This window comes from Pseudomonas sp. R3-57, assembly GCF_051132065.1.
In the GTDB taxonomy this organism is placed as follows: domain Bacteria; phylum Pseudomonadota; class Gammaproteobacteria; order Pseudomonadales; family Pseudomonadaceae; genus Aquipseudomonas.
This window is the reverse complement of record NZ_CP071655.1, coordinates 4,683,540-4,706,565: the sequence shown is the minus strand read 5'-3', so window position 1 is coordinate 4,706,565 and position 23,026 is coordinate 4,683,540. Positions and strand designations below refer to the sequence as shown.

The following is a 23,026-nucleotide window of genomic DNA, read 5'->3' as shown; positions in this document are numbered from 1 at the left end:
CAGGCAGGCCGCGGATCAGGACTTGGCTTTGAAGGCTTCGAGCTGGCCGAAGCCGGTTGGCGAGGTTTTGCTTTCGGTGGTGGCGCAGGTGCCTTTCGGAACGATTTTCCAGGCGTTGGCCTGATAGTCCATTTTCGCTGTGCCGGCGCAGGTGGTGCCTGCACCTGCGGCGCAGTCGTTCTTGCCTTTCATGGCCACGCCGAAGCATTTTTCCATGTTGGCATCGGCGGCTTGGGCGGTGGAGACGGTGGCGACGCTCAGCGCGGAACCAAGGGCCAGAACCAGAGCGGTGGCGGACAGGGTGCGGGTGGTAGCAGTCATGATGTTTCTCCAGGTTTTATCAGGGTGTCTGCAAGTGCTTTTGCGCTTGCTTGTCCCTCTAGAGAAAGGTCGGGGGGATGCGTTACAGGTGGGGTTGAAATTTTTATAAAAAAAATCTTGGAACCGCCTCGTTCCCCTGTAGGAGTGAGCCTGCTCGCGATAGCGGACCGTCAGTCAATATTGTTGCAACTGATACACCGCTATCGCGAGCAGGCTCACTCCTACAGGGGATTTGCGGTGGGTTCGAGGTTTGCGTCGGGCATAAAAAAACGGCCCGAAGGCCGTTTTTGTTCAGCGATAACGCTCAACCCCCCAGATACGCCTCGCGCACTTTCGGGTCGGTCAGCAGTGCTTCACCGGTGCCTTGCATGACCACGCGGCCGTTCTCCAGAACGTAGGCGCGGTCGGCGATCTTCAGCGCCTGGTTGGCGTTCTGCTCGACCAGGAACACCGTCACACCGTCCTTGCGCAGCTGTTCGATGATGTCGAAGATCTGCTGGATGATGATCGGTGCCAGGCCCAGCGAAGGTTCGTCGAGCAGCAATAGCTTGGGCTTGCTCATCAGCGCGCGGCCGATGGCGAGCATTTGCTGTTCGCCACCGGACATGGTGCCGCCGCGCTGGTTGAAGCGTTCCTTGAGGCGCGGAAACAGGCCGAGGACCTTGTCCATCTGCTCCTGATAATCGCCCTTGTCAGTGAAGAAACCGCCCATGGACAAGTTTTCTTCGACGGTCAGACGGGCGAATACCCGACGACCTTCCGGGACCACGGCGATGCTCTTGCGCATGATCTGCGACGAGTCCTGGCCGACCAGTTCCTCACCCATGTAGCGGATGCTGCCGCTGTGCGCCTGCGGCGAACCGCAGAGCGTCATCAGCAGCGTGGACTTGCCGGCACCGTTGGCGCCGATCAGCGTGACGATCTCGCCCTGACGGACTTCGACGTTGACGCTGTGCAGGGCCTGGATCTTGCCGTAGAAGGTGGAAACGTTTTCGAACTGCAGCATTTACGCTTCCCCCAGGTAGGCTTTGATCACTTCAGGATTGTCGCGGATCTGTTCCGGCGTGCCGTCGGCCAGCGGCGTGCCCTGGTTGATCACGACGATGTGGTCGGAAATGCTCATGACCAGTTTCATGTCGTGTTCGATCAGCAGCACGGTGACGTTGTGCTCCTCGCGCAGCACGCCGATCAGCGCCTTGAGGTCTTCGGTCTCTTTCGGATTGAGGCCGGCGGCCGGCTCGTCGAGCATGAGGATCCGCGGGCGGGTCATCATGCAGCGAGCGATTTCCAGACGCCGTTGCTGACCGTAGGCGAGGGTGCCGGCGGTGCGGTTGGCGAACTCTTTGAGGTTGACCTTTTCCAGCCAGTACTCGGCAAATTCCATCGCCTCGCGCTCGCTTTTGCGGAACGCGGGGGTCTTGAACAGACCGGACAGGAAGTTGGTGTTCAGGTGCCGGTGCTGGGCGATCAGCAGGTTCTCGACCGCGGTCATGTCCTTGAACAGACGCACGTTCTGGAACGTACGCACCACGCCTTTGAGTGCGATCTTGTGACCGGGCAGGCCCTGTATCGGCTCTCCGTCCAAAAGGATGCTGCCGCCGGTTGGCTGGTAGAAACCGGTCAGGCAGTTGAACACGGTAGTCTTGCCCGCGCCGTTCGGCCCGATCAACGCAACCACTTGTTTCTCTTTGACGGTCAGGGCCACACCGTTGACCGCGAGCAGGCCGCCGAAGCGCATGCTCAGGTTTTCGACTTTAAGGATCTCGCGGCTCATTTGCGCAACTCCATGTGTGGGCGTTGCATCGGCAGCAGACCTTGTGGACGCCAGATCATCATCAACACCATCAGGGCACCGAACATCAACATGCGGTACTCGCTGAACTCACGCATCATTTCCGGCAACAGGATCATCACGATCGCCGCCAGGATCACGCCGAGCTGCGAGCCCATACCACCCAGCACGACGATGGCGAGAATGATCGCCGACTCGATGAAGGTGAACGACTCCGGTGTGACCAGCCCCTGGCGCGCGGCGAAGAAGCTGCCGGCAAAACCGGCGAACGCGGCACCGAGGGTGAACGCAGAAAGCTTGATCACGGTCGGGTTCAGGCCCAGCGCACGGCAGGCGATTTCGTCTTCACGCAGCGCTTCCCACGCACGGCCGATCGGCATGCGCAGCAAACGGTTGATCACGAACAGCGCAGCCAGTGCCAGCAACAGGGCAACGAGGTAAAGGAAGATCACCTTGTTGATCGAGTTGTATTGCAGGCCGAAATATTCGTGGAACGTCTGCAGGCCTTCCGCCGCTTTACGCTCGAAGGTCAGGCCGAAGAACGTCGGTTTTTCGATGTTGCTGATGCCGTTCGGGCCGCCGGTGATATCGGTCAGGTTACGCAGGAACAGACGGATGATCTCACCGAAACCCAAGGTCACGATCGCCAGATAGTCACCGCGCAGACGCAACACCGGGAAGCCCAGCAGGAAGCCGAACGTCGCCGCCATCAGGCCGGCAATCGGCAGGCAGATCCAGAAACTCAGGCCGTAGTAGTGCGACAGCAGCGCGTAGCTGTAGGCGCCGACGGCATAGAAACCGACGTAACCGAGGTCGAGCAGACCGGCCAGACCCACCACGATGTTCAGGCCGAGGCCGAGCATCACGTAGATCAGGATCAGCGTGGCGATGTCCACCGCGCCGCGTGAACCGAAAAACGGCCACACCAGGGCAACGATGATCAGCGCAATGATGAAGTAACGCTGAGTGGTCGGCAGGGTCAGGAAGTTGCTGGCCTTGGCCGGGATCAGCGGCATGCCGGGCGAGGAGCGCCAGGCTTTGCTGATCTGCTGGTTGAACAGCACGCGCAGGAACATCAGCACCGAGCAGATCGCGATGGTCGCGAGCACCGCAGGGCTGGTGTTGTGCACTTCCAGGTTGATGCCGACGATGGTCAGTTTCAGACCGAGTACCGGGTAGGCCACGGCCCACACCAGCAAAGCGCTGAACAGCGCCTGTTTAAGATTCCTAGTCATACTTTCTCAACCTCCGGACGGCCCAGAATGCCGGTCGGACGGAACAACAGCACCAGAACCAGCAAGCCGAACGCCACGACGTCCTTGTACTGGTCGCCGAAAATATCGGCACCGAACGCTTCCGCTACACCGAGCACCAACCCGCCGAGCATCGCGCCGGGAATACTGCCGATGCCGCCCAGTACCGCAGCGGTGAAAGCCTTGAGGCCGACGAGGAAACCGGCGTTCGGGTTGATCACGCCGTATTGCATGCTCAGCAGCACAGCCGCAACGGCTGCCAGCGCAGCACCAATGACAAAGGTCAGGGCGATGATGTTGTTGGTGTTGATGCCGAGCAGGTTGGCCATCTTGATGTCTTCGGCGCAGGCGCGGCAGGCGCGGCCCAGACGAGAGCGGGAGATGAACAGGGTCAGGCCGAGCATGGCGATCAGCGTGACCACGAACACCACGATCTGCATGTAGGAAATCAGCACTTCTTGTGCGCCACCCGGACCGAAGGCGAGGTTGCCCGGGATCAGGTTGGGGATTGCTTTGTCCTTGGAGTCTTGCGCCAGCAGAACGGTGTTCTGCAGGAAGATCGACATACCGATGGCGGAAATCAGCGGGATCAGACGGTTGCTGCCGCGCAGGGGGCGGTAGGCAATGCGTTCGATGCTGTAACCGTAGGAACTGGTGACGACGATGCTGGCGATGAACGCCGCGGTCATCAGCAGCGGGACACTGTCGAGTCCCATCATGGTCAGCCCGGCGATGGCGATGAACGCCACGTAGGAACCGATCATGTACACCTCGCCGTGGGCGAAGTTGATCATTCCAATGATGCCGTAGACCATCGTGTAGCCGATGGCGATCAAGGCATACATGCTGCCAACGTTGAGGCCGTTAACCAGCTGTTGGAAGAAGTGATAGAGGTCAGGCATTACAGCGCTCCTAAAAACCTGATACGCATTTCACTGGTGGAGTCATTTTCCCGCCCGGCCCCGTGGATCTCTATCCACTTCGAATCCGGGTTTTGCCAGCGAACCGCTGATGACGGTTTTGAGATTTTCAGGTGGGGAGACTGGCGGATCACGCCAGCGCGGCCCATACATTCGTAAAACAAAGCCCACGGCACGCCGTGGGCTTTATTGGCAGTCAGTCAGGCAGCGCCTTACTGAGGCGAAACTTCAGTTTTAGGTTTGCCGTTGTGCCACTCGTAAACCACGAACTTGAAGTCTTTCAGGTCGCCCTTGTCGTCGAAGCTCAGGTCACCGGTCGGGGTCTTGAACGAACCCTTGTGGATCGCTTCGGCCACTTTGGTGGCGTCTTCGGACTTGGCAGCGGTGATACCGGCGGCAATCACTTCAACCGCGGAGTAGGACGGGAACACGAACGGGCCGCTCGGGTCTTCCTTCTTCGCTTTGAACGCGTCAGCCAGGGCAACGTTGGCCGGATCCTGGTCGAAGGATTTCGGCAGGGTCACCAGCAGGCCTTCGGACGCGTCCTTGGCGATCTGAGTGATCGAGTCGTTACCCACGCCTTCTGGACCCATGAACTTGGCTTTCAGGCCTTTTTCCTGGGCTTGACGCAGGATCAGACCCAGCTCCGGGTGGTAGCCGCCGTAGTAGACGAAGTCGACACCGGCTTGCTTGAGCTTGGCGATGATTGCCGAGAAGTCCTTGTCGCCGGCGTTGACGCCTTCGAACACGGCAACCTTGGTGCCTTTCTTCTCCAGGGTCGATTTCACCGCGGTGGCGATGCCTTCACCGTACTGCTGTTTGTCGTGCAGCACGCCAACCACTTTCGGTTTCACGTAATCGGCGATGTAGTTGCCGGCGGCAGGGCCTTGGGCACTGTCCAGACCGATGGTACGGAAGATCATTTTGTAGCCACGGGCGGTGATGTCCGGGCTGGTGGCAGCCGGGGTGATCATGATCACGCCTTCGTCTTCGTAGATGTCCGAAGCTGGCTGAGTGGAGCTGGAGCACAGGTGACCGACCACGAACTTGACGCCGTCGTTGACGACCTTGTTCGCTACCGCTACCGCTTGTTTCGGATCGCAGGCATCGTCGTATTCAACGGCTTCGAGTTTCTTGCCGTCGACGCCGCCCTTGGCGTTGATCTGCTCGATGGCCATTTTCGCGCCACTGAACTGCATGTCGCCGTATTGGGCTACTGGACCGGTCTTGGGACCGGCGATACCGATTTTGATGGTGTCAGCTGCGAACGAATGGCTGGCAACCCCGGCCAGAACCATAGCGGCAAACAGTTTGGAAATCTGCTTAGTAGCCTTAGTCATAGTGCTCCACTCTTACTGTTGTATTTTTTTAGAGTCCTGGCGCCTTAGCAGCAGAACCGGGTCAGATATCTTTGCGACATCCTCCGGAAATGCCCCCGGCAACTGTACCGGTACAGTGTAGAGCGCCGCTTGTTCAACTGGGAAGCAGGCGCCAAGGGGCAAAACCTGGGGGTGTCGCATTTTTGAATGAAAAAGACAGAATTGCGGCGGGGCTTTCGCGGGCATATAGCCCAATCAGCAGCATTCCCTGGCGTTCCTGCTCTTTTCGTTCGGTGCAGCCATTTGCAACCGGGTTTTTCTGGCGGACCACCAACGTTATGATTCGCGTCGATTTCTTTTCCGGACAGAGCCCATGAATCAAGAACCTAGCACCCTCTATGCCAAGCTGCTTGGGGAAACCGCATCTATTACCTGGAAAGAGTTGGAGCCGTTCTTCGCCAAGGGTGCCCTATTGTGGGTCGACCCAGCGCTGGATTTGATCGCCGCCGCCGAAGCCGTGGCAACCGATGATGGCAACAAAGTCGCTGCCTGGCTGGCCGAAGACAAGGTCGCCAAACTGTCTGAAACGCGGGCGCTGGATATTTTCGAACGCGATCCGCCGCTGTGGGCAGTGGTGGTTTCGCCGTGGATTATGATCCAGGAAAGGGCGGCCGCTCCGAGCGTCGCACCCTAATGGTGCGAGCAGCTATCCACGAAAAGTGTGTAGCGGAGTAGCGTGATGGCACGTTGCCGTGGAGAAACGCCACAGGCGCGTCTCACTTCACGGTGACGTAAACGTAACGGGAACAGTTTATTGAGCGGCCTGAGGGTCGCTTAATTGTTTCTGAATGTTGGTTCAGTGGGATTTGTATCGTTCGGATGGTACTCATCGCGAGCAGGCTCACTCCTACAGGGGGAACGCATTCCAAAATGTAGGAGTGAGCCTGCTCGCGATAGAGGCGACTCGGTCTCTGATCAGACCGAATAAGTCTTCCCGGTATGGTTATTCAGCGAAATGACCTTGGTCTTGCCAATCCGGTGACGGTAGATCTCGCGCAGGTACTTGATCGACTTCTTCACACAATCGCGCGACAGGCGGATGTCGTTGATCGAGACGAACTTGTCTTTGTCGTTGATCAGTTCGCGGTACTTCTTCTCGTACATCGGTTTGATCGCGTACCAGTTGGTGTCGAGAATCTTCGCCGGGTTTTCGAACTCGTTGAGCAGGTCGTCGATGCGATCTTCGTCAAACTCTTCCTGAATGATGAAATCGAGAATCGAGTTGTCCAGCGTCTCGTCGAAACGGTACGGAGTCTTGGCGAAGCAACGCTTGATGAACGCCACGATCAACGTCAGGAAGTCATCCGACAGGCACGGGCTCTTGGCAATCAGGGTGGTCAGCGACAGGTTCGCCGAAGCGCCGATCACCAGCGCGTAACGCTTGAGCGTGGTGTTGGGGAACAGGCTGTTGAGGTGGGTCTTCAGCCGGTTCAGGTCCATGTACGACAGCTTGTAGTCCTTGGGCAGCGAAACGATCGAGACCACCGACGAGCAGTTCTTGAAGAAGTGCAGGTCATGCAGGGCCGCGGCGTCGTAGCCGGAATTCTTGTACTGCTCCAGCGACGCGCGATATCGCTTGGATTCGATCGGCAGCAGGCTGATGCCTTCGATGGCCTGGGTGACCTTGTTGAAGTGCGGCAGGTCGATTGAACGGAAGAACAGATCGTCGATGTTCAGACGTTGCGGCTCTTTTTCGAAGACCTTGAATTTGTCGCTGCTCGGCGGCGGAGTTTCCGGCACCACCGATTCGGCGTAGGCGATCGCCACCGGGCCAGCCAGGCTCATGAACAGGTCGTTGGCGTCCAGGCGAATGGTCTCGCCGATGTCGATGCCGGCGCGACGGAAGTAGTTCTGGTCGTAGTCGGTGGTGACTGCCTGCGCGGTGAGAATGTTGAAGATCTGCTGCGAGATGTACTGGTTGGCGTGCTTTTCCATCGCATTGACATCAATGTTCTGGATGTTGCCGTCATCGCTTTCTTCGGCGTAACGCATGATGTCGTTGGAAATCAGCATCATCGCGTTCCATGGGCGAATCCGCCCCATGACGCTGGCTTCGCTGCTGTCTTCGTTGGCAAAGTTGTAGGAGAAATCCCATTCCTCCGACAGGTATTTGCACAGCAGACGCCCGGCGTTGATGTGCAGCGCTTCGGACATTTCGCTGCGGTGATCGGAAATGTTCGGCAGCACGCAGATGCCGCTGGTAAAGATCGGCTCGAACACGAACGAATGACCGCTCTTGCCGTCATGCTCATCCATCGGCTTGGTGTCGAACGTCTTGTTCATGTACGAGTGCTGCTGGGCCAGGCCGAACTCCGAAGCCATGCCCGAACCAGTACCGCCGCCGGCACTGAAAATCGAAAAATACAGGCGCGACTGGTTGGCCTTGATGCCGCAGCTGTCGATCAGGTACGAGTGGATCATTTTCCAGTCGGGGCTGGAGAAACGCTGGGTGTCCTTGTTGAGGATGATCTTCGCCAGGTACTGGCCGAGGATCGGCGCGTTACCGGCGCCACCGGCGTGGACTTCGGACAAGTCCATGATCTTCATCTTGCTGTAGTCACGCAGGAAACCGCTTTTCTCGCCTTTGCGGGAAAAACGGATGCGCCCGGCGATGTCCTTGTCGAGGTCGCCGAGCATCACCAGTGGCTCCACCAGAAACACCGGTTTGGCCGATTTGTTCGGGCCCAGGCGCAGGTTCTGTTTGATCCACTGCGCCGGGCTGTAGCCCTTGTCGGCGAGACGGCGGTCGGCCGGACGGTCTTCGTTGTTGAATTCGTTGAGGTAGAACTTGCGCGCGTTGTACACCAGCTCCGCGACGTCGAGGGCGATGTTGGAGCCGCAGCGACCGAGGCCGATCAGGCACACCGAGGGAAATTCCTGATCGTTGTGCTGTTCGTTATCGCCTTCCAGGTGCGGCGGGCGCGGGAACACCAGATCACGCAAACCGTCGAGGTTGTCGAGGATGCGGTCGGTATTGGTTTCGGTGAAATACAGATATTGCTGGGTCGACAGCGGACGCGCGGGTTGCGCAGGCTTGGTCGGGCTGTTGGCGGCGGGGCTGGAGGTCAGGTCGGAAATCGCAGTGGCAGGATTGTTTTTGGATGTCATGGTGCGCCATGTACCTGGACTGGGTTGGCCCGATGACCGATGTCAGCGAACCTCACGGAATAGGATCTCGCGCCTTTTTTGCGCGAATTGAGCCCGAGCGTCAGGGCGGTGGCCTGACTGTCGCTGGGGGGAATCCTTTCCTGATCGTTGTTGAATCGGCCATTATTCGGCGATCTTTAATGGAAAAGAGGCAAAATGATGTCAACGCTACCTTCGTTGGGGTTTGCCGGAATCGGCCTGATGGGCCTGCCGATGTGCCGGCGTCTGTTGGCGGCGGGCTACCCGCTGACCGTGTGGAACCGCAACCCGGCCAAGTGCGCGGCACTGGTCGAGGCCGGCGCCCGGCAAGTCACGAGCCCCGCCGAGTTGTGCGGACACGCTGACATCGTGATGCTGTGCCTGGCCGATACGGCAGTGGTGCACGAGGTGGTGTTTGGCGCTGGCGGTATCGTCGAGGGGGCGAAACCCGCGCAACTGCTGGTGGATTTTTCCAGCCTCGAACCAACGGCGACCCGCGAGATGGCCGCGCAGTTGGCGCAGCAAACCGGCATGGGCTGGCTCGATGCGCCGGTGTCCGGCGGAGTGGTCGGTGCCGAGGCTGGCACTCTGGCGATCATGGTTGGCGGCGCGGCGGCGGATCTCGAGCGGGTGCGTCCGGTGCTGCTGAGCCTTGGCCAGCGTGTCACGCACATGGGCGGTGTCGGGGCCGGCCAGGTGAGCAAGGCCTGTAATCAAATGATTGTCGCCTGCAACGCGCTGGTAATCGCCGAAGTGGTGGCGCTGGCCGAACAGGCCGGGGTCGATGCCAGCCTGCTTGCCGAAGCGCTGGCCGGCGGGTTTGCCGATTCGAAACCGCTACAGATTCTTGCGCCGCAAATGGCCGAGAGTCGTTTTGAACCGATCAAATGGCATGTGCGCACGTTGCTCAAGGATCTCGACACGGCGGTGAAATTTTCCCGTGAACAGGGCTCGGCGACGCCGCTCAGCGGATTGGCCGCACAACTGATGCGCCTGCATGGGGCGCAGGGCTATCTGGCGCAGGACCCAGCGACACTGGTGCAAATGTACCGCGCGCCAGCAGCAACGGATTGAACGCCGGCGACGCCTTGCGCTGGTTGATTTCCTCCAGCACCGGGCGCAGCTCGTTGAGCGGCACCGGCCGGCTGAGCAAGTAACCCTGAATGAAATCGCAGCCCGAGCGCTCGAGAAACTCGTACTGCTCCAGGCTTTCCACGCCTTCGGTGACCACCTGCAGGTGCAGGGTGTGCGCCATGACGATGATCGCCTGGACGATCTCCATGTCCGCGGTGGCTTTGGGAATGTCGAGGATGAACGAGCGGTCGATTTTCAAGGTGTTGAGCGGCAGGCGCTTGAGGTAGGCCAGCGACGAATAACCGGTGCCGAAGTCGTCAATCGACAGCGACACGCCAAGCGCGCGGATCTGCCGCAACAACACCAGCGTGTTGGCGATGTTGCCCATCAGCGCATTTTCGGTGACCTCCAGCTCCAGTCGTTCCGGCGCCACACCGGCGCTGCGCAGGGCGTGTTCGATTTCATCGGCCAGCTCTTCGCGGGCCAGATTCAATGGTGAACAGTTCCAGGCAATTTTCAGCTCCTCGCAGCCATGGCTGGAGAGTTCGCCGAGATCGCGACAGGCGCGCCGCAGCACCCAGTTGTCCAGCTCGGCGATCAGGCCGTTGCTCTCGGCGATGGCGATGAAACGATCCGGGGTGAGCAAACCGTGCAGCGGGTGCTGCCAGCGAATCAGCGCTTCAAGCTTGGTGACACGCCCGGTTTTCAGCTCGAAGATCGGCTGGTAATACAGGGTCAGGCCGTTTTCTTCGCGCAGGGCCTGGCGCAACTCTTCTTCGAGTTGCAATTCCAGGGTGGCGCGGTTTTTCAGGCTGGAATTGAAAAAGTGCAGGCCGTTGCGCCCCGCGCCTTTAGACTGGTACAGCGCCAGGTCGGCGTGCTTGAGCAGCTCTTCGCAAGTCGCGCCGTCTTCAGGAAACAGGCTGATGCCGATGCTGGTGGTCATCACCATGCGCCGGCCGGCCAGTTCGATCGGCTCTCTCATCTTGAGCATGATGCGCTGCGCCATGCCCCGCGCCTCTTCGCGGTCGTGCAGGCTGATCAGGATGCAGAACTCGTCACCGCCGAAGCGCGCGACCACGTCTTCATGGCTGCGCACCGAGCCTTTGATGTGGCTGGCGATGACTTTGAGCAGCGCGTCGCCGGCGTCATGCCCGAGGCTGTCGTTGATCCGTTTGAAGTGATCGATGTCCAGGAACATCACCGCGAGCATGCCGCCCTCGCTGGTTTTCTGGCTGAGTTTTTCGGCGAAGATCTGGTTGAAGCCGCGGCGGTTGATCAGATTGGTCAGCGCGTCGTAATTGGCCGCTTGCTGTAACGACATGCGCGCCTGGTCAAGCTGACTGAGCAAGGCGTTGACCCGGCGCAGGTCGTGCTCCTTGTTTTGCAGCTTCTTGTCGGCGAGGGCGGCGCTGATCGCACTGCCCAGTATCAACAGGATGATCAGCGCCACGGTCAGGCCCAGTTGCAGATGCCCGGTTGCGCCGCCGCTCGCGGCCAGGTCGCCCTCGGGTATGACCAGGTTCAGTGCAGCCATGCCGGTAAAATGCATGCTGATGATGCCTGCGCCGAGAATCAGCGCAGCGCTGTATTTGAGCAACTGATGGGCCACGCCGTTGCCTTCGCTCAGATAGCGGGCGACCCACAGCGCGGCGAAACTGGCACCGATGGCGATCAGCACCGACAGCGCAAACAGCCCCGGATGGTAATAGGCGCTGGCGCTCGATTTCATCGCCGCCATGCCCACGTAATGCATGCCGGCGATACCCAGGCCAATGACCGACGCCGTTTTCAGGCAGCGCAGCGCGCTGGGCTGCACCTCGCTCAGGGTTTGCATGGCCAGCCACGAGGCGAGCAGGGCGATCAGCAGGGAGAAGAGGGTGATGCCGAGGTCGTACTCGATATCGATGGGCGTCTGAAAAGCCAACATGCTGATGAAGTGCATGGCCCAGATGCCGCCGGCCAGACAGGTCGCGCCGATCCAGCGCCAGAGCCGCCGCGAGGCCATGTCTTCGGCATGCACCACACGCTCGGCCATGTCGAGCGTAGCGAAACTCGCCGCGCAGGCGACCAGATAGGCCGCCAGCACCAGCAACGGATTGTGCGTGCAATCGAGAATGACCTGCCCGCGCGCCGGCAGCTCGGTAACAAAATGCAAACCAAGCCACTCCATAGCGTGCCCCGTCTCTGAAGTCGTCCTGACTGCGTGATCAACGCAGGCGAATGACTGGAGTATAGAGGCCGATTTCTGTGCGCAAGCGGTAGTGGCACATTGGCGCTAATGATTTTGGCATTAGCGTCATAGCGATTCGCGCTAAGACTTAGGCAATGCGCTCAAGTGGCAGATCGTTCCAGTGCGGATCAAGCGGCGGCAGACCATGCGCGGCGCGGGCCTTGTCGCAGTCGGGGTTGTGTTCCCCGTTCTCCCACGACGCCTCGAACTCGCGGCATGGGCTCGAGCGCTTCTCATAGATCGTGCACGCTACGTTGCCGCCGACTTCTCCCGCCAGGGAGATGCAGCGTGTGGGTTTGCGATCAGTGCCGATCATTGCCACACGGCTAGGGGTGATTTGCTCGACCAGTTCATCGGGCACGGTACCGCCGGAGGAAGCACATTCACCCCAGAAAAAAGACACGCGAAAATGGGAACAGCAGGCACCGCAATTCAGACACGGACTGACTTCAGACATGGGCGAGGGTATCAAAGGGATTGATCGGCAGATCCGGACGGATCCGGCGGCCATTCTAGGCTTTGCCATGGACTTGGGAAGGGGGCCGCGGAAGTATTTTTTTGTGCCCGGATTTTGCCGTGAAAGCCCCGTATGACGGGAGATTTCAGGATTATCAAGGGCTTACGTTTCGTTACAGTGCGATGGGTCGATATCAGGCTGACGAATGATCACAGACAGCCCTCGCGCGGCTGACTAGATTGCAGGTTCCGGGCTCGAACGCGCTGGCAGTGAAGCCCCATAACAATAAAGAGACGGACCCATGCAGAACTCGACCCAAGCGGCGAATGCCTGGCGCATTCTGTTTTTGCTGTTCCTCGCCAATCTGTTCAATTTCTTCGACCGCACCATTCCGGCGATCATCATCGAGCCGATCCGCATGGAATGGCACCTCAGCGACTTTCAGCTGGGTATCGTCGGTACCGCGTTCACCATCGTTTATGCCATTGCCGGCCTGCCGCTGGGGCGCATGGCCGACACCGGTTCGCGCAGCAAACTGATGGGCTGGGGCCTGGCAACATGGAGTGCGCTGACCGCGGTCAACGGTCTGGTCGGCAGTTTCTGGAGCTTCCTGATCGTGCGCATGGGCATCGGCATCGGCGAAGCCAGTTATGCACCAGCGGCCAACTCGCTGATCGGCGATCTGTTTCCGGCGCACCGTCGGGCAAGGGCCATGGGCATTTTCATGCTCGGCCTGCCGCTGGGGCTGCTGCTGGCGTTCTTCACCATCGGCGCGATGGTCAAGGCCTTCGACAGTTGGCGTGCGCCATTCTTTATTGCCGCGGTGCCGGGGCTGATCCTTGCGGTGTTCATGTTCTTCATCAAGGAACCCAAGCGCGGCGCGGCGGAAACCGTGCAGGTCTCGCAGGAGAAAGTCGATAAGCCGATCCGCCGCGTGCTGGCCGTGCCGACCTTTTTGTGGCTGGTGATGGCCGGGCTGTGCTTCAACTTCGCGACCTATGCCTGCAACTCGTTTCTGGTGCCGATGCTGCAACGCTATTTCCTCATGCCGTTGCAGGAAGCGGCGGTGGCCACCGGGATCATTGTTGGCGTGACCGGGCTGGTCGGGCTGACCTTGGGCGGCTGGATCGCTGACAAGATTCACCAACGCGTGGCCAGCGGGCGACTGCTGTTTGCGGCGTTCAGTCTGATCATCTCGACCCTGTGCACGGCGTGGGCGCTGCATGCCGGGCGAATCGAGATCGGCGTGTTCGTCGCGGTGTTCAGCGTCGGCTGGCTGTTCGCCTATAACTTCTACACCTGCGTCTACACGGCGATTCAGGACGTGGTTGAACCGCGTCTGCGTGCGACGGCGATGGCGTTGTTCTTTGCCGGTTTGTATCTGCTGGGCGGTGGGTTGGGGCCAGTGGTGGTCGGTGGTTTGTCGGACCATTTCGCGCACACGGCAATGCTGTCGGCGGGTGCGGAGCAGATGACCGAGGCGTTCAAGGCTGTCGGCCTGCATGACGCGATGTACCTGATTCCGGTGGCGCTGTTCCTGACCATGGTGTTTCTGTTTCTGGCCTCGCGGTGTTTTGTGCGCGATGCGCAGCGGATGAAGGAGGGCTTGGTGGCGGTGGTTGAGCCAGGTGCTGCGGCGGCGACTGCTTAACCGCTTTCGCGAGCAGCCTCGTTGCCAGATGATCGTTCCCACGCTCCGCGTGGGAATGCAGCCCGGGACGCTCCGCGTCCCTACCGAAGCTGGAACGCAGAGCGTCCCTAGAGGCATTCCCACGCGGAGCGTGGGAACGATCTTCGCGCGCAAAAAAGGCCCGCATCACTGCGGGCCTTGTTGTTTTCAGCGGTGGAGCAGGGCGGATTAGCCCGCCACCAACACCCGAATCGCTTCCAGGCGCAACGCCGCTTTATCCAGCATCGCCAGACCCTGCTCGCGCTGAGTGCGCAACGCGTCCAGTTCGCTGTCACGCACGGTCGGGTTGACCGCTTGCAACGCGGTCAGGCGCGCCAGTTCTTCGTCGGTGTCGGCGGCCAGACGACGACGCGCCTCGGCCACGCGCTCGGCGTGACGTGGGGCGATCTTGTCTTCGCCGGCGTTGATCCGTGGCGTCAGCTGATCGCGCTGGGCCTGGATGAATTTGTTGGCGCTGGCGCGCGGCACGCTTTCGAGCTGATCGTTGAGGGTTTCGAAGGACACCCGTGGCGACAGGTCGTTGCCGTTGGCATCGAGCAGGCAGCGCAGCGCCGCCGGCGGCAGGTAGCGGCCCAGTTGCAGCGAACGCGGGGCGACCACTTCGCTGACGTAGAGCAACTCGAGCAACACGGTGCCCGGTTTCAACGCCTTGTTCTTGATCAGCGCGACGGCGGTGTTGCCCATCGAGCCGGACAGCACCAGGTCCATGCCGCCCTGCACCATCGGGTGTTCCCAGGTGATGAACTGCATGTCTTCGCGCGACAGCGCCTGGTTGCGGTCGTAAGTGATGGTCACGCCTTCGTCGTCGCCCAGCGGGAAGCTGGCGTCGAGCATTTTCTCGCTCGGCTTGAGGATCAGCGCATTTTCCGAATGGTCTTCGCTGTCGATGCCGAATGCGTCGAACAGGGTTTCCATGTAGATCGGCAGGGCGAACTGGTCGTCCTGCTCGAGGATCGCTTCGACCAGCGCTTCACCTTCGCCAGCGCCACCGGAGTTGAGCTCCAGCAAACGGTCGCGACCGGTATGCAACTCAGCTTCCAGACGCTCACGCTCGGTACGAGCTTCGTCAATCAGCGCTTGCCACTCGCCGTCGTCGGCTTCTTCGAGCAGCGGCAGCAGGCGTGGGCCGAACTGATGCTGCAAGGCGTTGCCGGTCGGGCAGGTATTGAGGAAAGCGTTGAGCGCTTCGTGGTACCACTGGAACAGGCGCTCTTGCGGGCTGGTTTCCAGGTACGGCACGTGCAGTTCGATGATGTGCTTCTGGCCGATCCGGTCGAGACGACCGATGCGCTGCTCAAGCAGGTCCGGGTGCGACGGCAGATCGAACAGCACCAGGTGGTGAGCGAACTGGAAGTTGCGACCTTCACTGCCGATTTCCGAGCAGATCAGCACTTGCGCGCCGAACTCTTCGTCGGCGAAGTAGGCGGCGGCGCGGTCACGCTCAAGGATGTTCATGCCTTCGTGGAACACCGTGGCCGGGATGCCGGAACGCACGCGCAGGGCGTCTTCCAGATCCATCGCGGTTTCCGCGTGGGCGCAGATCACCAGCACTTTGGTGCGCTTGAGCATTTTCAGCTGATCGATTAGCCACTCGACGCGCGGGTCGAATTTCCACCAGCGTTCTTCTTCACTGGCCTCCGGCTGGGACTGGAAGCTGACTTCCGGGTACAGCTCGGCGTGTTCGCCCAACGGCAGTTCGAGGTATTCGGCCGGGCATGGCAGCGGGTACGGATGCAGCTTGCGCTCCGGGAAACCCTGCACGGCGGCACGGGTGTTACGGAACAGCACGCGGCCAGTGCCGTGTCGATCGAGCAGTTCACGCACCAGACGCGCGCTGGCTTCGGTGTCGCCATCGTTGACCGCGGTCAGCAAGGCTTCGCCTTCGTTGCCGAGGAAACCGTGAATGGTTTGGTGCGCAGCGGGCGAGAGGCGGCCCTTGTCGAGCAGTTCCTGAACCGCTTCGGCGACCGGGCGATAGTTGTCGCTCTCGGCGCGGAACGCCGCCAGGTCATGGAAACGGTTCGGGTCGAGCAGGCGCAGACGGGCGAAGTGGCTGTCCTGACCGAGTTGTTCCGGGGTGGCGGTGAGCAGCAGCACGCCGGGGATGACTTCGGCCAGTTGCTCGACCAGCGAGTATTCCGGGCTGGCCTTTTCTTCGTGCCAGACCAGGTGGTGCGCTTCGTCGACCACCAGCAGATCCCAACCGGCGGCGAACAGTGCGTCCTGTGCCTTTTCGTCGTCGACCAGCCATTCCAGCGCGACCAGCGCCAGTTGCGTGTCTTCGAACGGGTTGGTGGCATCGCTTTCGATGAAGCGTTCTTCGTCGAACAGCGCGACCTGCAGGTTGAAGCGGCGGCGCATCTCCACCAGCCACTGGTGCTGGAGGTTTTCCGGAACGAGGATCAGCACGCGGTTGGCGCGGCCGGACAGCAGTTGGCGATGAATCACCAGACCGGCTTCGATGGTTTTGCCCAGACCCACTTCGTCCGCCAGCAGTACCCGCGGCGCGATGCGGTCGGCGACTTCACGGGCGATGTGCAACTGGTGCGCAATCGGTTGTGCGCGAACGCCACCCAAGCCCCAGAGCGAGGATTGCAACTGGCGGCTGGTGTGTTCCAGGGTGTTGTAGCGCAGGGAGAACCACGGCAGCGGATCGATCTGCCCGGCGAACAGACGGTCGCTGGCCAGACGGAACTGAATGAAGTTCGACAGCTGGGTTTCCGGCAGGGTGACGGCTTCGTTCTGCGCGTTGAGACCGTGGTAGACCATCAGCCCGTCGACGTCGTCGACTTGCTGCACGGTCATCTTCCAGCCTTCGAAGTGGGTGATGCTGTCACCCGGCGAGAACCGCACGCGGGTCAGGGGCGCATTCCGTAGCGCGTACTGGCGGGTTTCGCCAGTGGCCGGGTAAAGCACGGTCAACAAGCGGCCGTCCTGTGCCAGAACGGTGCCTAAACCAAGCTCTGCTTCGCTGTCACTGATCCAGCGTTGCCCCGGTTGATACTGCTGCGCCATGCTGCCTGACTCCCACCTTGAAAAAGCGGGCTATCTTAACGGAATGACGGCTTCAGGGCCAAAGGAATAGGAGCAGCGGCAAGCTTTTAGCTGCAAGCTGCAAGCGGGTACCGGAGCGTCAGGCGTCGGTTTTTTCCAGCGGCACGGCACCTGTGGGTGCCAACCGGGTCACAAGTTTGCGACGGGCGGCTCAAGGCGCCTGTAGCGCAGCCGATAGCCTGCACACAGGAGACTTATATATGTTGCCACCGATGCTCCCCTTGAGCGCCGTGCCGATCACTTCCCAGCAGGATCCGATCCGCCAGCGGCCGGACATCCCTCCGGTGGTGCCGGTGCAGGGAAGCTCCAACGAAAGCACGATCGATCTGCAAAAACGCAATCCCGAAGAGGATGGCCTGTTGCTGCGCGAGGAACAGCGCCGCCAGCATGAGCGCGAACGTCGGCGTCGCGAGGCTGATGAAGACCCGGAAGAACATCTTTCTGTACCCGGTACCGAACTCAATGCCGACAATACCGTGCCGGTGGTGCCGCTGATGGACGATCAGCCGCGCCAGGGGTTGTGGGTCGATATCGAGATTTGATTGCAATGCCGGTGTGGCTGGTCAGCGCCGGCGTCAGGCGGCATGATTGGCGCAGTCCTGCCGGTGATGTGGCAGTTGTGATCCTTTTCTGCGATGTACTGATGCCATGAGCCAAGACGACAAACTGATCGACCTCAGCAGCGAGCGCGCCAAGCGTGTGCATGACCTCAACGAGAAGCGCCTGAACGAAGTTCGCCAGGCGTTCGAGCAGGCGATGCCGTTGGGAAAAGCCAAGAAAAAGTCGAAGAACAAGCCGAAAAAGCGCTGATCTTCCCCTGCGTCCTTTGATGCAGGTCATATAATTTTCCCTCTTTTCTCTCTTTGTTGCGGACATTGATCCTGGTCAATGTGCGTGTCCGTGTGTCTGCTAATTTGCACTCATCGCAGCAAAGCAGGGGCCAGGAGGCCAGTCATGTTTTTCGATAACGTGGTGTTTGCCGGGGTCCTGACGGTTGGGCTGATGGTGCTGTTTTTTGCAGGATTTGGATTTTTTATCTGGAAGGATGCGCATAAGCGGCGCAAGTGAGTTCTTCCGGGTTGATGGGCACGCAAGGCATTTTGGGGCGACTTCGGTTGCCCCTTTTTTTTGGCCGTGGCGGCCTTTGGGCCGACCAGGCTCTTGGGGGTTTGGGTGAATATCCGTTGCTTCGGGTGTTGCTTCTGGCGGTTTCGCCCTTACGGCGAGGCACTTTTTCCAGACGCCGAAAAAGTACCCAAAAAGGCTTGCTCCTGCGTTCGGCCCTCGCAGGCTCGGGTTCCTTCGCTCCGGGATCGATCCGGGCGCAGCGGCTACGGTTTGCTTCGCTGCACCTACTTCCGCTGTGTCTGGCTGCGCCAGACGGTCGCTGCGCTCCCACGCCCGGATCAATCCCTCCACTCAGCCTTCCGATGTCGCTGGTTAGGCAAGATCAAGATCAAAAGCACTCGAGCTGGCGCTCATTGTTGAGTGGTTAGAAGCGGGTGGTTGGCTTGGGATTTGTGGTGGGGCTGCCCCTCACCCCAGCCCTCTCCCCGAGGAGAGGGAGCCGATTTGTGTGTTTTTCAGAACTTGAGTTCAACTCGATATCCCAGGTCAGCGTATTCCCACATCCCCCACGATCAGTCCCCTCTCCCTCCGGGAGAGGGCTAGGGTGAGGGGCTTTTGATTTTGATCTGGCTTTAGCTCTTGATCTCGCTTTTGATCTTTTGCCCCTTCGGCAGGCTGAGTGAAGGGATCGATCCGGGTGTGGGAGCGTAGCGACCGTACGACGAAGTCGTACACAGCGGAAGTAGGTGCAGCGAAGCAAACCGTAGCCGCTGCGCCCGGATCGATTCCGTAACGAAGGAACCCCGAGCCCCAGCGAGGGGCCGAACGCCGGGGCAAAGCCTTTTGCTTACTTTTTGGCGTTTGAAAAAGTGAGTCGCTGTAAGAGCGAAACCATAAGAAGCCGTTACCGCAGCAACGGATATGCTCACAAATCCAAAACCAAAAAAAGAGGCGCGATCCCCAGGAATCGCGCCTCTTTTTATTTACATCAATCGATCAACTACCCAACGCCTTGGAAGCCAACCAGAACAACCCGGCCGACAGCGCCACCGTCGCTGGCAAGGTCAACACCCAAGCCAGCAAAATGGTCTTGACCGTGCCACCCTGCAGGCCGCTCTTGTTGGCAACCATGGTCCCGGCCACACCCGAAGACAGCACATGAGTGGTCGATACCGGCAGGCTGAAGATGTTGGCCATGCCGATCAGGCTGGCGGTGGTGATCTGCGCCGACATGCCCTGAGAATAGGTCATGCCTTGCTTGCCGATCTTCTCACCGATGGTCAGCACCACACGCTTCCAGCCCACCATGGTGCCCAGGCCCAAGGCCAGGGCGACTGCCAGAATCACCCAGAACGGGGCGTATTCGGTGGTGGTCGTCAGGTCTTTGCGCAGCTTGTCGAGGTCAGCCTTTTCACGGGCTTCGAGGCCTGGCAGCTTGCCGACTTTTTTCGCCGTGTCGTCCAGGCACAACAGGTAACGACGGACTTCAATGCGGCTTTCCGACGGCAGCGAATGGTAGTCCGCTACACCTTTGAGCGTGTGCAGCAGGGCGGAAATGGTCGGTTCGGTCTGCTGCGGGTTGCAGCGGAATTTCTCCGGCAGGTCGCCTTCCACGCTTTTGCCCAGGGCCAGGAATTCACCCAGCGAATCGGCGTTGCGCTGGTAGAACTGGCTCAGGTGCAGGGTCGCGTCGCGAGTGCGCTCGATCTGGTAGGTGGTGCTGTTCAGGTCGAGGACGAACTGCGCAGGTACGATACCGATCAGTACCAGCATGATCAGACCGATGCCTTTCTGGCCATCGTTGGAGCCGTGCACGAAGCTGACGGCCATGGCCGAGATCACCAGGACCAGACGGTTCCAGAACGGCGGGTGTTTCTTGTCGTCGATCTTGCGGCGCTGTTCCGGGGTCTTGTGCATCTTCGACAGCGGGCGCCACCACTTCAGGCCGATCAGCACCAGCGCGGCGATCAGGAAACCGGCCATTGGCGAGAACACCAGCGAGGCGCCGATATCCATTGCCTTGCGCCAGTTCACGCCGTCGGCCAGCGGAATGTCGTTGATCAGGGCGTTGGCCAGGCCGACACCGAGGATCGAGCCGATCAGGGTGTGCGAGCTGGAAGCCGGGATACCGAAGTACCAGGTGCCCAGGTTCCACGCGATGGCCGCGGCGAGCAGCGAGAAGACCATTGCCAGGCCATGGCCGGTGTTCACATTGATCAGCAGCTCCACCGGCAGCAGGTGGACGATGGCATACGCCACGCCAACGCCGCCCAGCAGCACGCCGAGGAAATTGAACACGCCGGAAAAGAACACTGCCAGATGCGGCGGCATGGCTTTGGTGTAGATAACAGTGGCTACCGCGTTAGCGGTGTCATGAAATCCATTGATGAACTCGAAGGCGAGGACAAACGTCAGGGCGAGCAAGAGGCTCACAAGCACCCAAGCATCCAGTCCGCTGAATAAATCGATCATGAAGGTTTTCTGACCCGGTCGTAAGGGGGCGCGATTATGCCAGAAAAGACAGGAAATCGATGCCCTGTCTGCTCACTGGTCACACTCTTCTTCGAGTTAATTTGTTGCAGCGCGTTAAAACCAAGCGGTGAGCAGGGTTTTACAACTCATTGATTCTCTTGAAAAAACCAATAATTTACCGGCATTTCGAGAGACTGGGCGAACGCTCAAACGCTTGTCTGAAATATCTGTGAAACCTGTAGGACGTCTGTCGTCAGCCTGTCAGACCTCAGGATAGCCGCTGCCCGCGGGTAGCGGGCGCGCAAGGCATCGTCGTTTCACCGCGCTTGTAAACGGTGCGGACACAAACCTTCAAATACCGCCGCCTGGGTTCAAGGCTCTTCGGCTTTGAGTTCCTTTTCGATTTTCTCGATTTCCTGCTTGAACACCTGATCCTGAACGGTCGGGCGCTTGCGCCAGGCTTTGCGTTCCGGTTCGGGCTGGGCGGCGTAGGTGGTGACTTCCCCGCCGTAAACTTCCTTGTAACGTTGTTCCTGGCGCTCAAGTTCCGCGCGCAGTTCGTCTTTCGTCACAGTGATACCTGTATGAGTTGAGTTGAATATCCGGTGAAACGCACTGCAACGAATCGCTCGAGCGCCCCCGTCATTTCAATGCCTGGACAGGCATTAGTTGAATCGGTGAGCGAACGGGACTTTCGTCTGTCAGGCGGCTACGGCACCCGATAAAACTGACGCAGCATCAGTTTCCTGTTTCGGCGAACGCAGGCGTTGCATAAGTAATGGCGTCTGGCGCTGGCCGGGCTGTCGGTGATGGACATCACCTCAGCGGGTGGCGATCGCGGTCAATGAAAACGCGGCGCCACTGAGGTGCATTATAGCCATCGATTCAGGAATGACTATCTTTGCCAAGTTAAAAACGGTTCTGAATGTGTGATTGTTTTGTTGCGCGCAAGTTTTATTAGTTGCACTGCGCGCTGGAGACTTTTTGCCGGACGATCAGTTTCTGGCGCCATTAAATGAACAACTAACTCATCCATCTAAAACGGGCGTGGTCGAAACGGACACGTGGACCCGGTGCGAGATGACTGATTGCGATTATCGGTCGACAGTTCGATAATCGCCCAATGTTGCGTTCCCAGCGCTTGTGCATTCGCCTGTGAGCCGTTTGTATAGCCACTGATCCGAGCCGGACCAAGGACCTTAGATGAACGATCAAATGCGCAATTCCTTCACTTCCGTGGCGCCGCCGATCGTCGCTTCACCGGCCAAACGCATCCAGGCCCTGACCGGTGATCCGGATTTCATGACCTCACTGGCCCGCGGTCTGGCCGTGGTGCAGGCCTTTCAGGAGCGCAAGCGCCATTTGACCATCGCCCAGATCAGCCACCGTACCGAGATCCCTCGCGCGGCGGTGCGTCGCTGCCTGCACACACTGATCAAGCTCGGTTACGCCACCACCGACGGTCGCACCTATTCATTGCTGCCGAAAGTGTTGACCCTCGGCCACGCCTATTTGTCATCGACGCCGCTGGCCGTCTCCGCGCAACCGTACCTCGACCGCATGAGCGAGCAGCTGCACGAAGCCTGCAACATGGCCACGCTCGAGGGCGACGACATTCTTTACATCGCCCGTTCGGCAACCACGCAGCGACTGATTTCGGTGGACCTCTCGGTCGGCGGGCGGCTGCCGGCGTATTGCACGTCGATGGGGCGCATTCTGTTGGCGGCACTCGACGATACGTCGCTGGGCGAATACCTCGATCACGCTGAACTGGTGGCCAAGACCAGCCGTACGATCCATACCCCCGACGCGTTGCTCGCCTGCCTGCAAGAGGTACGACAGCAGGGCTGGTGCATTGTCGATCAGGAACTGGAGCAGGGCCTGCGTTCGATTGCCGTGCCGGTCTACGACGCGTCCGGCCAGGTGGTCGCCGCACTCAACGTCAGCACTCACGCCGGGCGCGTCAGTCGCAGCGAGCTGGAGCAGCGCTTCCTGCCGGGCCTGCTCAGCGCCAGTCGCGACCTCAGTGCGCAGTTGTTTGCCTGATGAAGCTGTTCGATAAACGCACAGTGTTGCGTTTATCGAATTGACGCTAAAACCCTCGGATCATTAATGTCGCGGCAGCGTCATCCGGCGCTGACCAACAGCGTCAGCCCGGACTGCCGACTCCGATAATAATGACAAGAG

19 protein-coding genes are annotated in these 23,026 nt (G+C 59.8%); 7 read left to right on the top strand and 12 right to left on the bottom strand.

All coding sequences use genetic code 11. The features are described 5' to 3' along the window. Window positions 1-15: 15 nt before the first annotated feature. The 6 genes from J3P93_RS21175 to J3P93_RS21150 form a co-directional block, all read right to left on the bottom strand. Complete coding sequence (locus J3P93_RS21175; RefSeq protein WP_434591543.1) at window positions 16-321, bottom strand: BufA1 family periplasmic bufferin-type metallophore; 306 nt, start codon at window positions 319-321, stop codon at window positions 16-18. Window positions 322-625: 304 nt separating this feature from the next. Beyond that, window positions 626-1,327, bottom strand: a complete 702-nt coding sequence (locus J3P93_RS21170; RefSeq protein ID WP_003222380.1) for an ABC transporter ATP-binding protein — start codon at window positions 1,325-1,327, stop codon at window positions 626-628. Then, a complete protein-coding gene (livG, locus tag J3P93_RS21165) occupies window positions 1,328-2,095 on the bottom strand; it encodes a high-affinity branched-chain amino acid ABC transporter ATP-binding protein LivG (protein WP_016771357.1) in 768 nt (255 codons plus the stop codon). Beyond that, on the bottom strand, window positions 2,092-3,348 hold the full coding sequence (locus J3P93_RS21160) for a high-affinity branched-chain amino acid ABC transporter permease LivM (protein WP_258450231.1): 1,257 nt from the start codon (window positions 3,346-3,348) through the stop codon (window positions 2,092-2,094). The genes livG and J3P93_RS21160 overlap by 4 nt, the downstream gene beginning before the upstream one ends. Beyond that, a complete protein-coding gene (gene livH / locus J3P93_RS21155) occupies window positions 3,345-4,268 on the bottom strand; it encodes a high-affinity branched-chain amino acid ABC transporter permease LivH (protein WP_090282129.1) in 924 nt (307 codons plus the stop codon). The genes J3P93_RS21160 and livH overlap by 4 nt, the downstream gene beginning before the upstream one ends. Before the next feature lie 230 nt (window positions 4,269-4,498). Next, entirely contained in the window at window positions 4,499-5,626 is a 1,128-nt protein-coding gene (locus J3P93_RS21150) for a branched-chain amino acid ABC transporter substrate-binding protein (RefSeq protein WP_206416063.1), read from the bottom strand. A gap of 352 nt (window positions 5,627-5,978) precedes the next feature. Here J3P93_RS21150 and J3P93_RS21145 point away from each other — a divergent pair, with 352 nt between their 5' ends. Continuing rightward, window positions 5,979-6,299, top strand: coding sequence for a DUF2288 domain-containing protein (locus tag J3P93_RS21145; protein WP_434591537.1), 321 nt, complete (start codon window positions 5,979-5,981; stop codon window positions 6,297-6,299). A 281-nt stretch (window positions 6,300-6,580) separates the two neighbouring features. Here J3P93_RS21145 and J3P93_RS21140 read toward each other — a convergent pair whose 3' ends face one another. Then, window positions 6,581-8,773, bottom strand: a complete 2,193-nt coding sequence (locus J3P93_RS21140; protein WP_090282132.1) for a hypothetical protein — start codon at window positions 8,771-8,773, stop codon at window positions 6,581-6,583. Window positions 8,774-8,968: 195 nt separating this feature from the next. Here J3P93_RS21140 and J3P93_RS21135 point away from each other — a divergent pair, with 195 nt between their 5' ends. Then, complete coding sequence (locus J3P93_RS21135) at window positions 8,969-9,865, top strand: NAD(P)-dependent oxidoreductase (RefSeq protein WP_434591534.1); 897 nt, start codon at window positions 8,969-8,971, stop codon at window positions 9,863-9,865. On the opposite strand, the gene J3P93_RS21130 is transcribed toward J3P93_RS21135, so the two are convergent. Both J3P93_RS21130 and J3P93_RS21125 read right to left on the bottom strand, forming a co-directional pair. Next, window positions 9,756-12,038 (bottom strand): putative bifunctional diguanylate cyclase/phosphodiesterase, encoded by a 2,283-nt coding sequence (locus J3P93_RS21130; protein WP_434591531.1) that lies wholly within the window; start codon window positions 12,036-12,038, stop codon window positions 9,756-9,758. The two genes, J3P93_RS21135 and J3P93_RS21130, sit on opposite strands and share 110 nt — an antisense overlap. A gap of 148 nt (window positions 12,039-12,186) precedes the next feature. After that, the gene (locus J3P93_RS21125) at window positions 12,187-12,555 is read right to left on the bottom strand and encodes a YkgJ family cysteine cluster protein (RefSeq protein WP_434591528.1); all 369 of its coding nucleotides are present in this window, start codon (window positions 12,553-12,555) and stop codon (window positions 12,187-12,189) included. 301 nt (window positions 12,556-12,856) lie between these two features. Here J3P93_RS21125 and J3P93_RS21120 point away from each other — a divergent pair, with 301 nt between their 5' ends. Further along, window positions 12,857-14,206 (top strand): spinster family MFS transporter, encoded by a 1,350-nt coding sequence (locus J3P93_RS21120; RefSeq protein ID WP_434591526.1) that lies wholly within the window; start codon window positions 12,857-12,859, stop codon window positions 14,204-14,206. Window positions 14,207-14,413: 207 nt separating this feature from the next. On the opposite strand, the gene rapA is transcribed toward J3P93_RS21120, so the two are convergent. Beyond that, a complete protein-coding gene (rapA, locus tag J3P93_RS21115) occupies window positions 14,414-17,260 on the bottom strand; it encodes an RNA polymerase-associated protein RapA (protein WP_434591523.1) in 2,847 nt (948 codons plus the stop codon). Between the two features lie 239 nt (window positions 17,261-17,499). Here rapA and J3P93_RS21110 point away from each other — a divergent pair, with 239 nt between their 5' ends. From J3P93_RS21110 to ccoM, 3 genes are all read left to right on the top strand, one after another. Then, on the top strand, window positions 17,500-17,841 hold the full coding sequence (locus J3P93_RS21110) for an aspartate-semialdehyde dehydrogenase (protein ID WP_434591521.1): 342 nt from the start codon (window positions 17,500-17,502) through the stop codon (window positions 17,839-17,841). Between the two features lie 106 nt (window positions 17,842-17,947). Beyond that, entirely contained in the window at window positions 17,948-18,109 is a 162-nt protein-coding gene (locus J3P93_RS21105; RefSeq protein WP_203421035.1) for a hypothetical protein, read from the top strand. A gap of 144 nt (window positions 18,110-18,253) precedes the next feature. After that, a complete protein-coding gene (ccoM, locus tag J3P93_RS21100; protein WP_016771346.1) occupies window positions 18,254-18,367 on the top strand; it encodes a cytochrome c oxidase subunit CcoM in 114 nt (37 codons plus the stop codon). A 996-nt stretch (window positions 18,368-19,363) separates the two neighbouring features. On the opposite strand, the gene J3P93_RS21095 is transcribed toward ccoM, so the two are convergent. After that, entirely contained in the window at window positions 19,364-20,839 is a 1,476-nt protein-coding gene (locus tag J3P93_RS21095; protein WP_434591518.1) for an inorganic phosphate transporter, read from the bottom strand. Between the two features lie 371 nt (window positions 20,840-21,210). Further along, window positions 21,211-21,411: a hypothetical protein gene (locus J3P93_RS21090; protein ID WP_008080067.1), complete on the bottom strand. Its 201-nt coding sequence runs from the start codon at window positions 21,409-21,411 to the stop codon at window positions 21,211-21,213. A 631-nt stretch (window positions 21,412-22,042) separates the two neighbouring features. Here J3P93_RS21090 and pcaR point away from each other — a divergent pair. Beyond that, window positions 22,043-22,885 carry a pca regulon transcriptional regulator PcaR gene (gene pcaR, locus J3P93_RS21085; protein WP_090282140.1) on the top strand — a complete coding sequence of 281 codons (843 nt, stop codon included), beginning with the start codon at window positions 22,043-22,045 and terminating at the stop codon, window positions 22,883-22,885. Window positions 22,886-23,026: the final 141 nt, after the last annotated feature.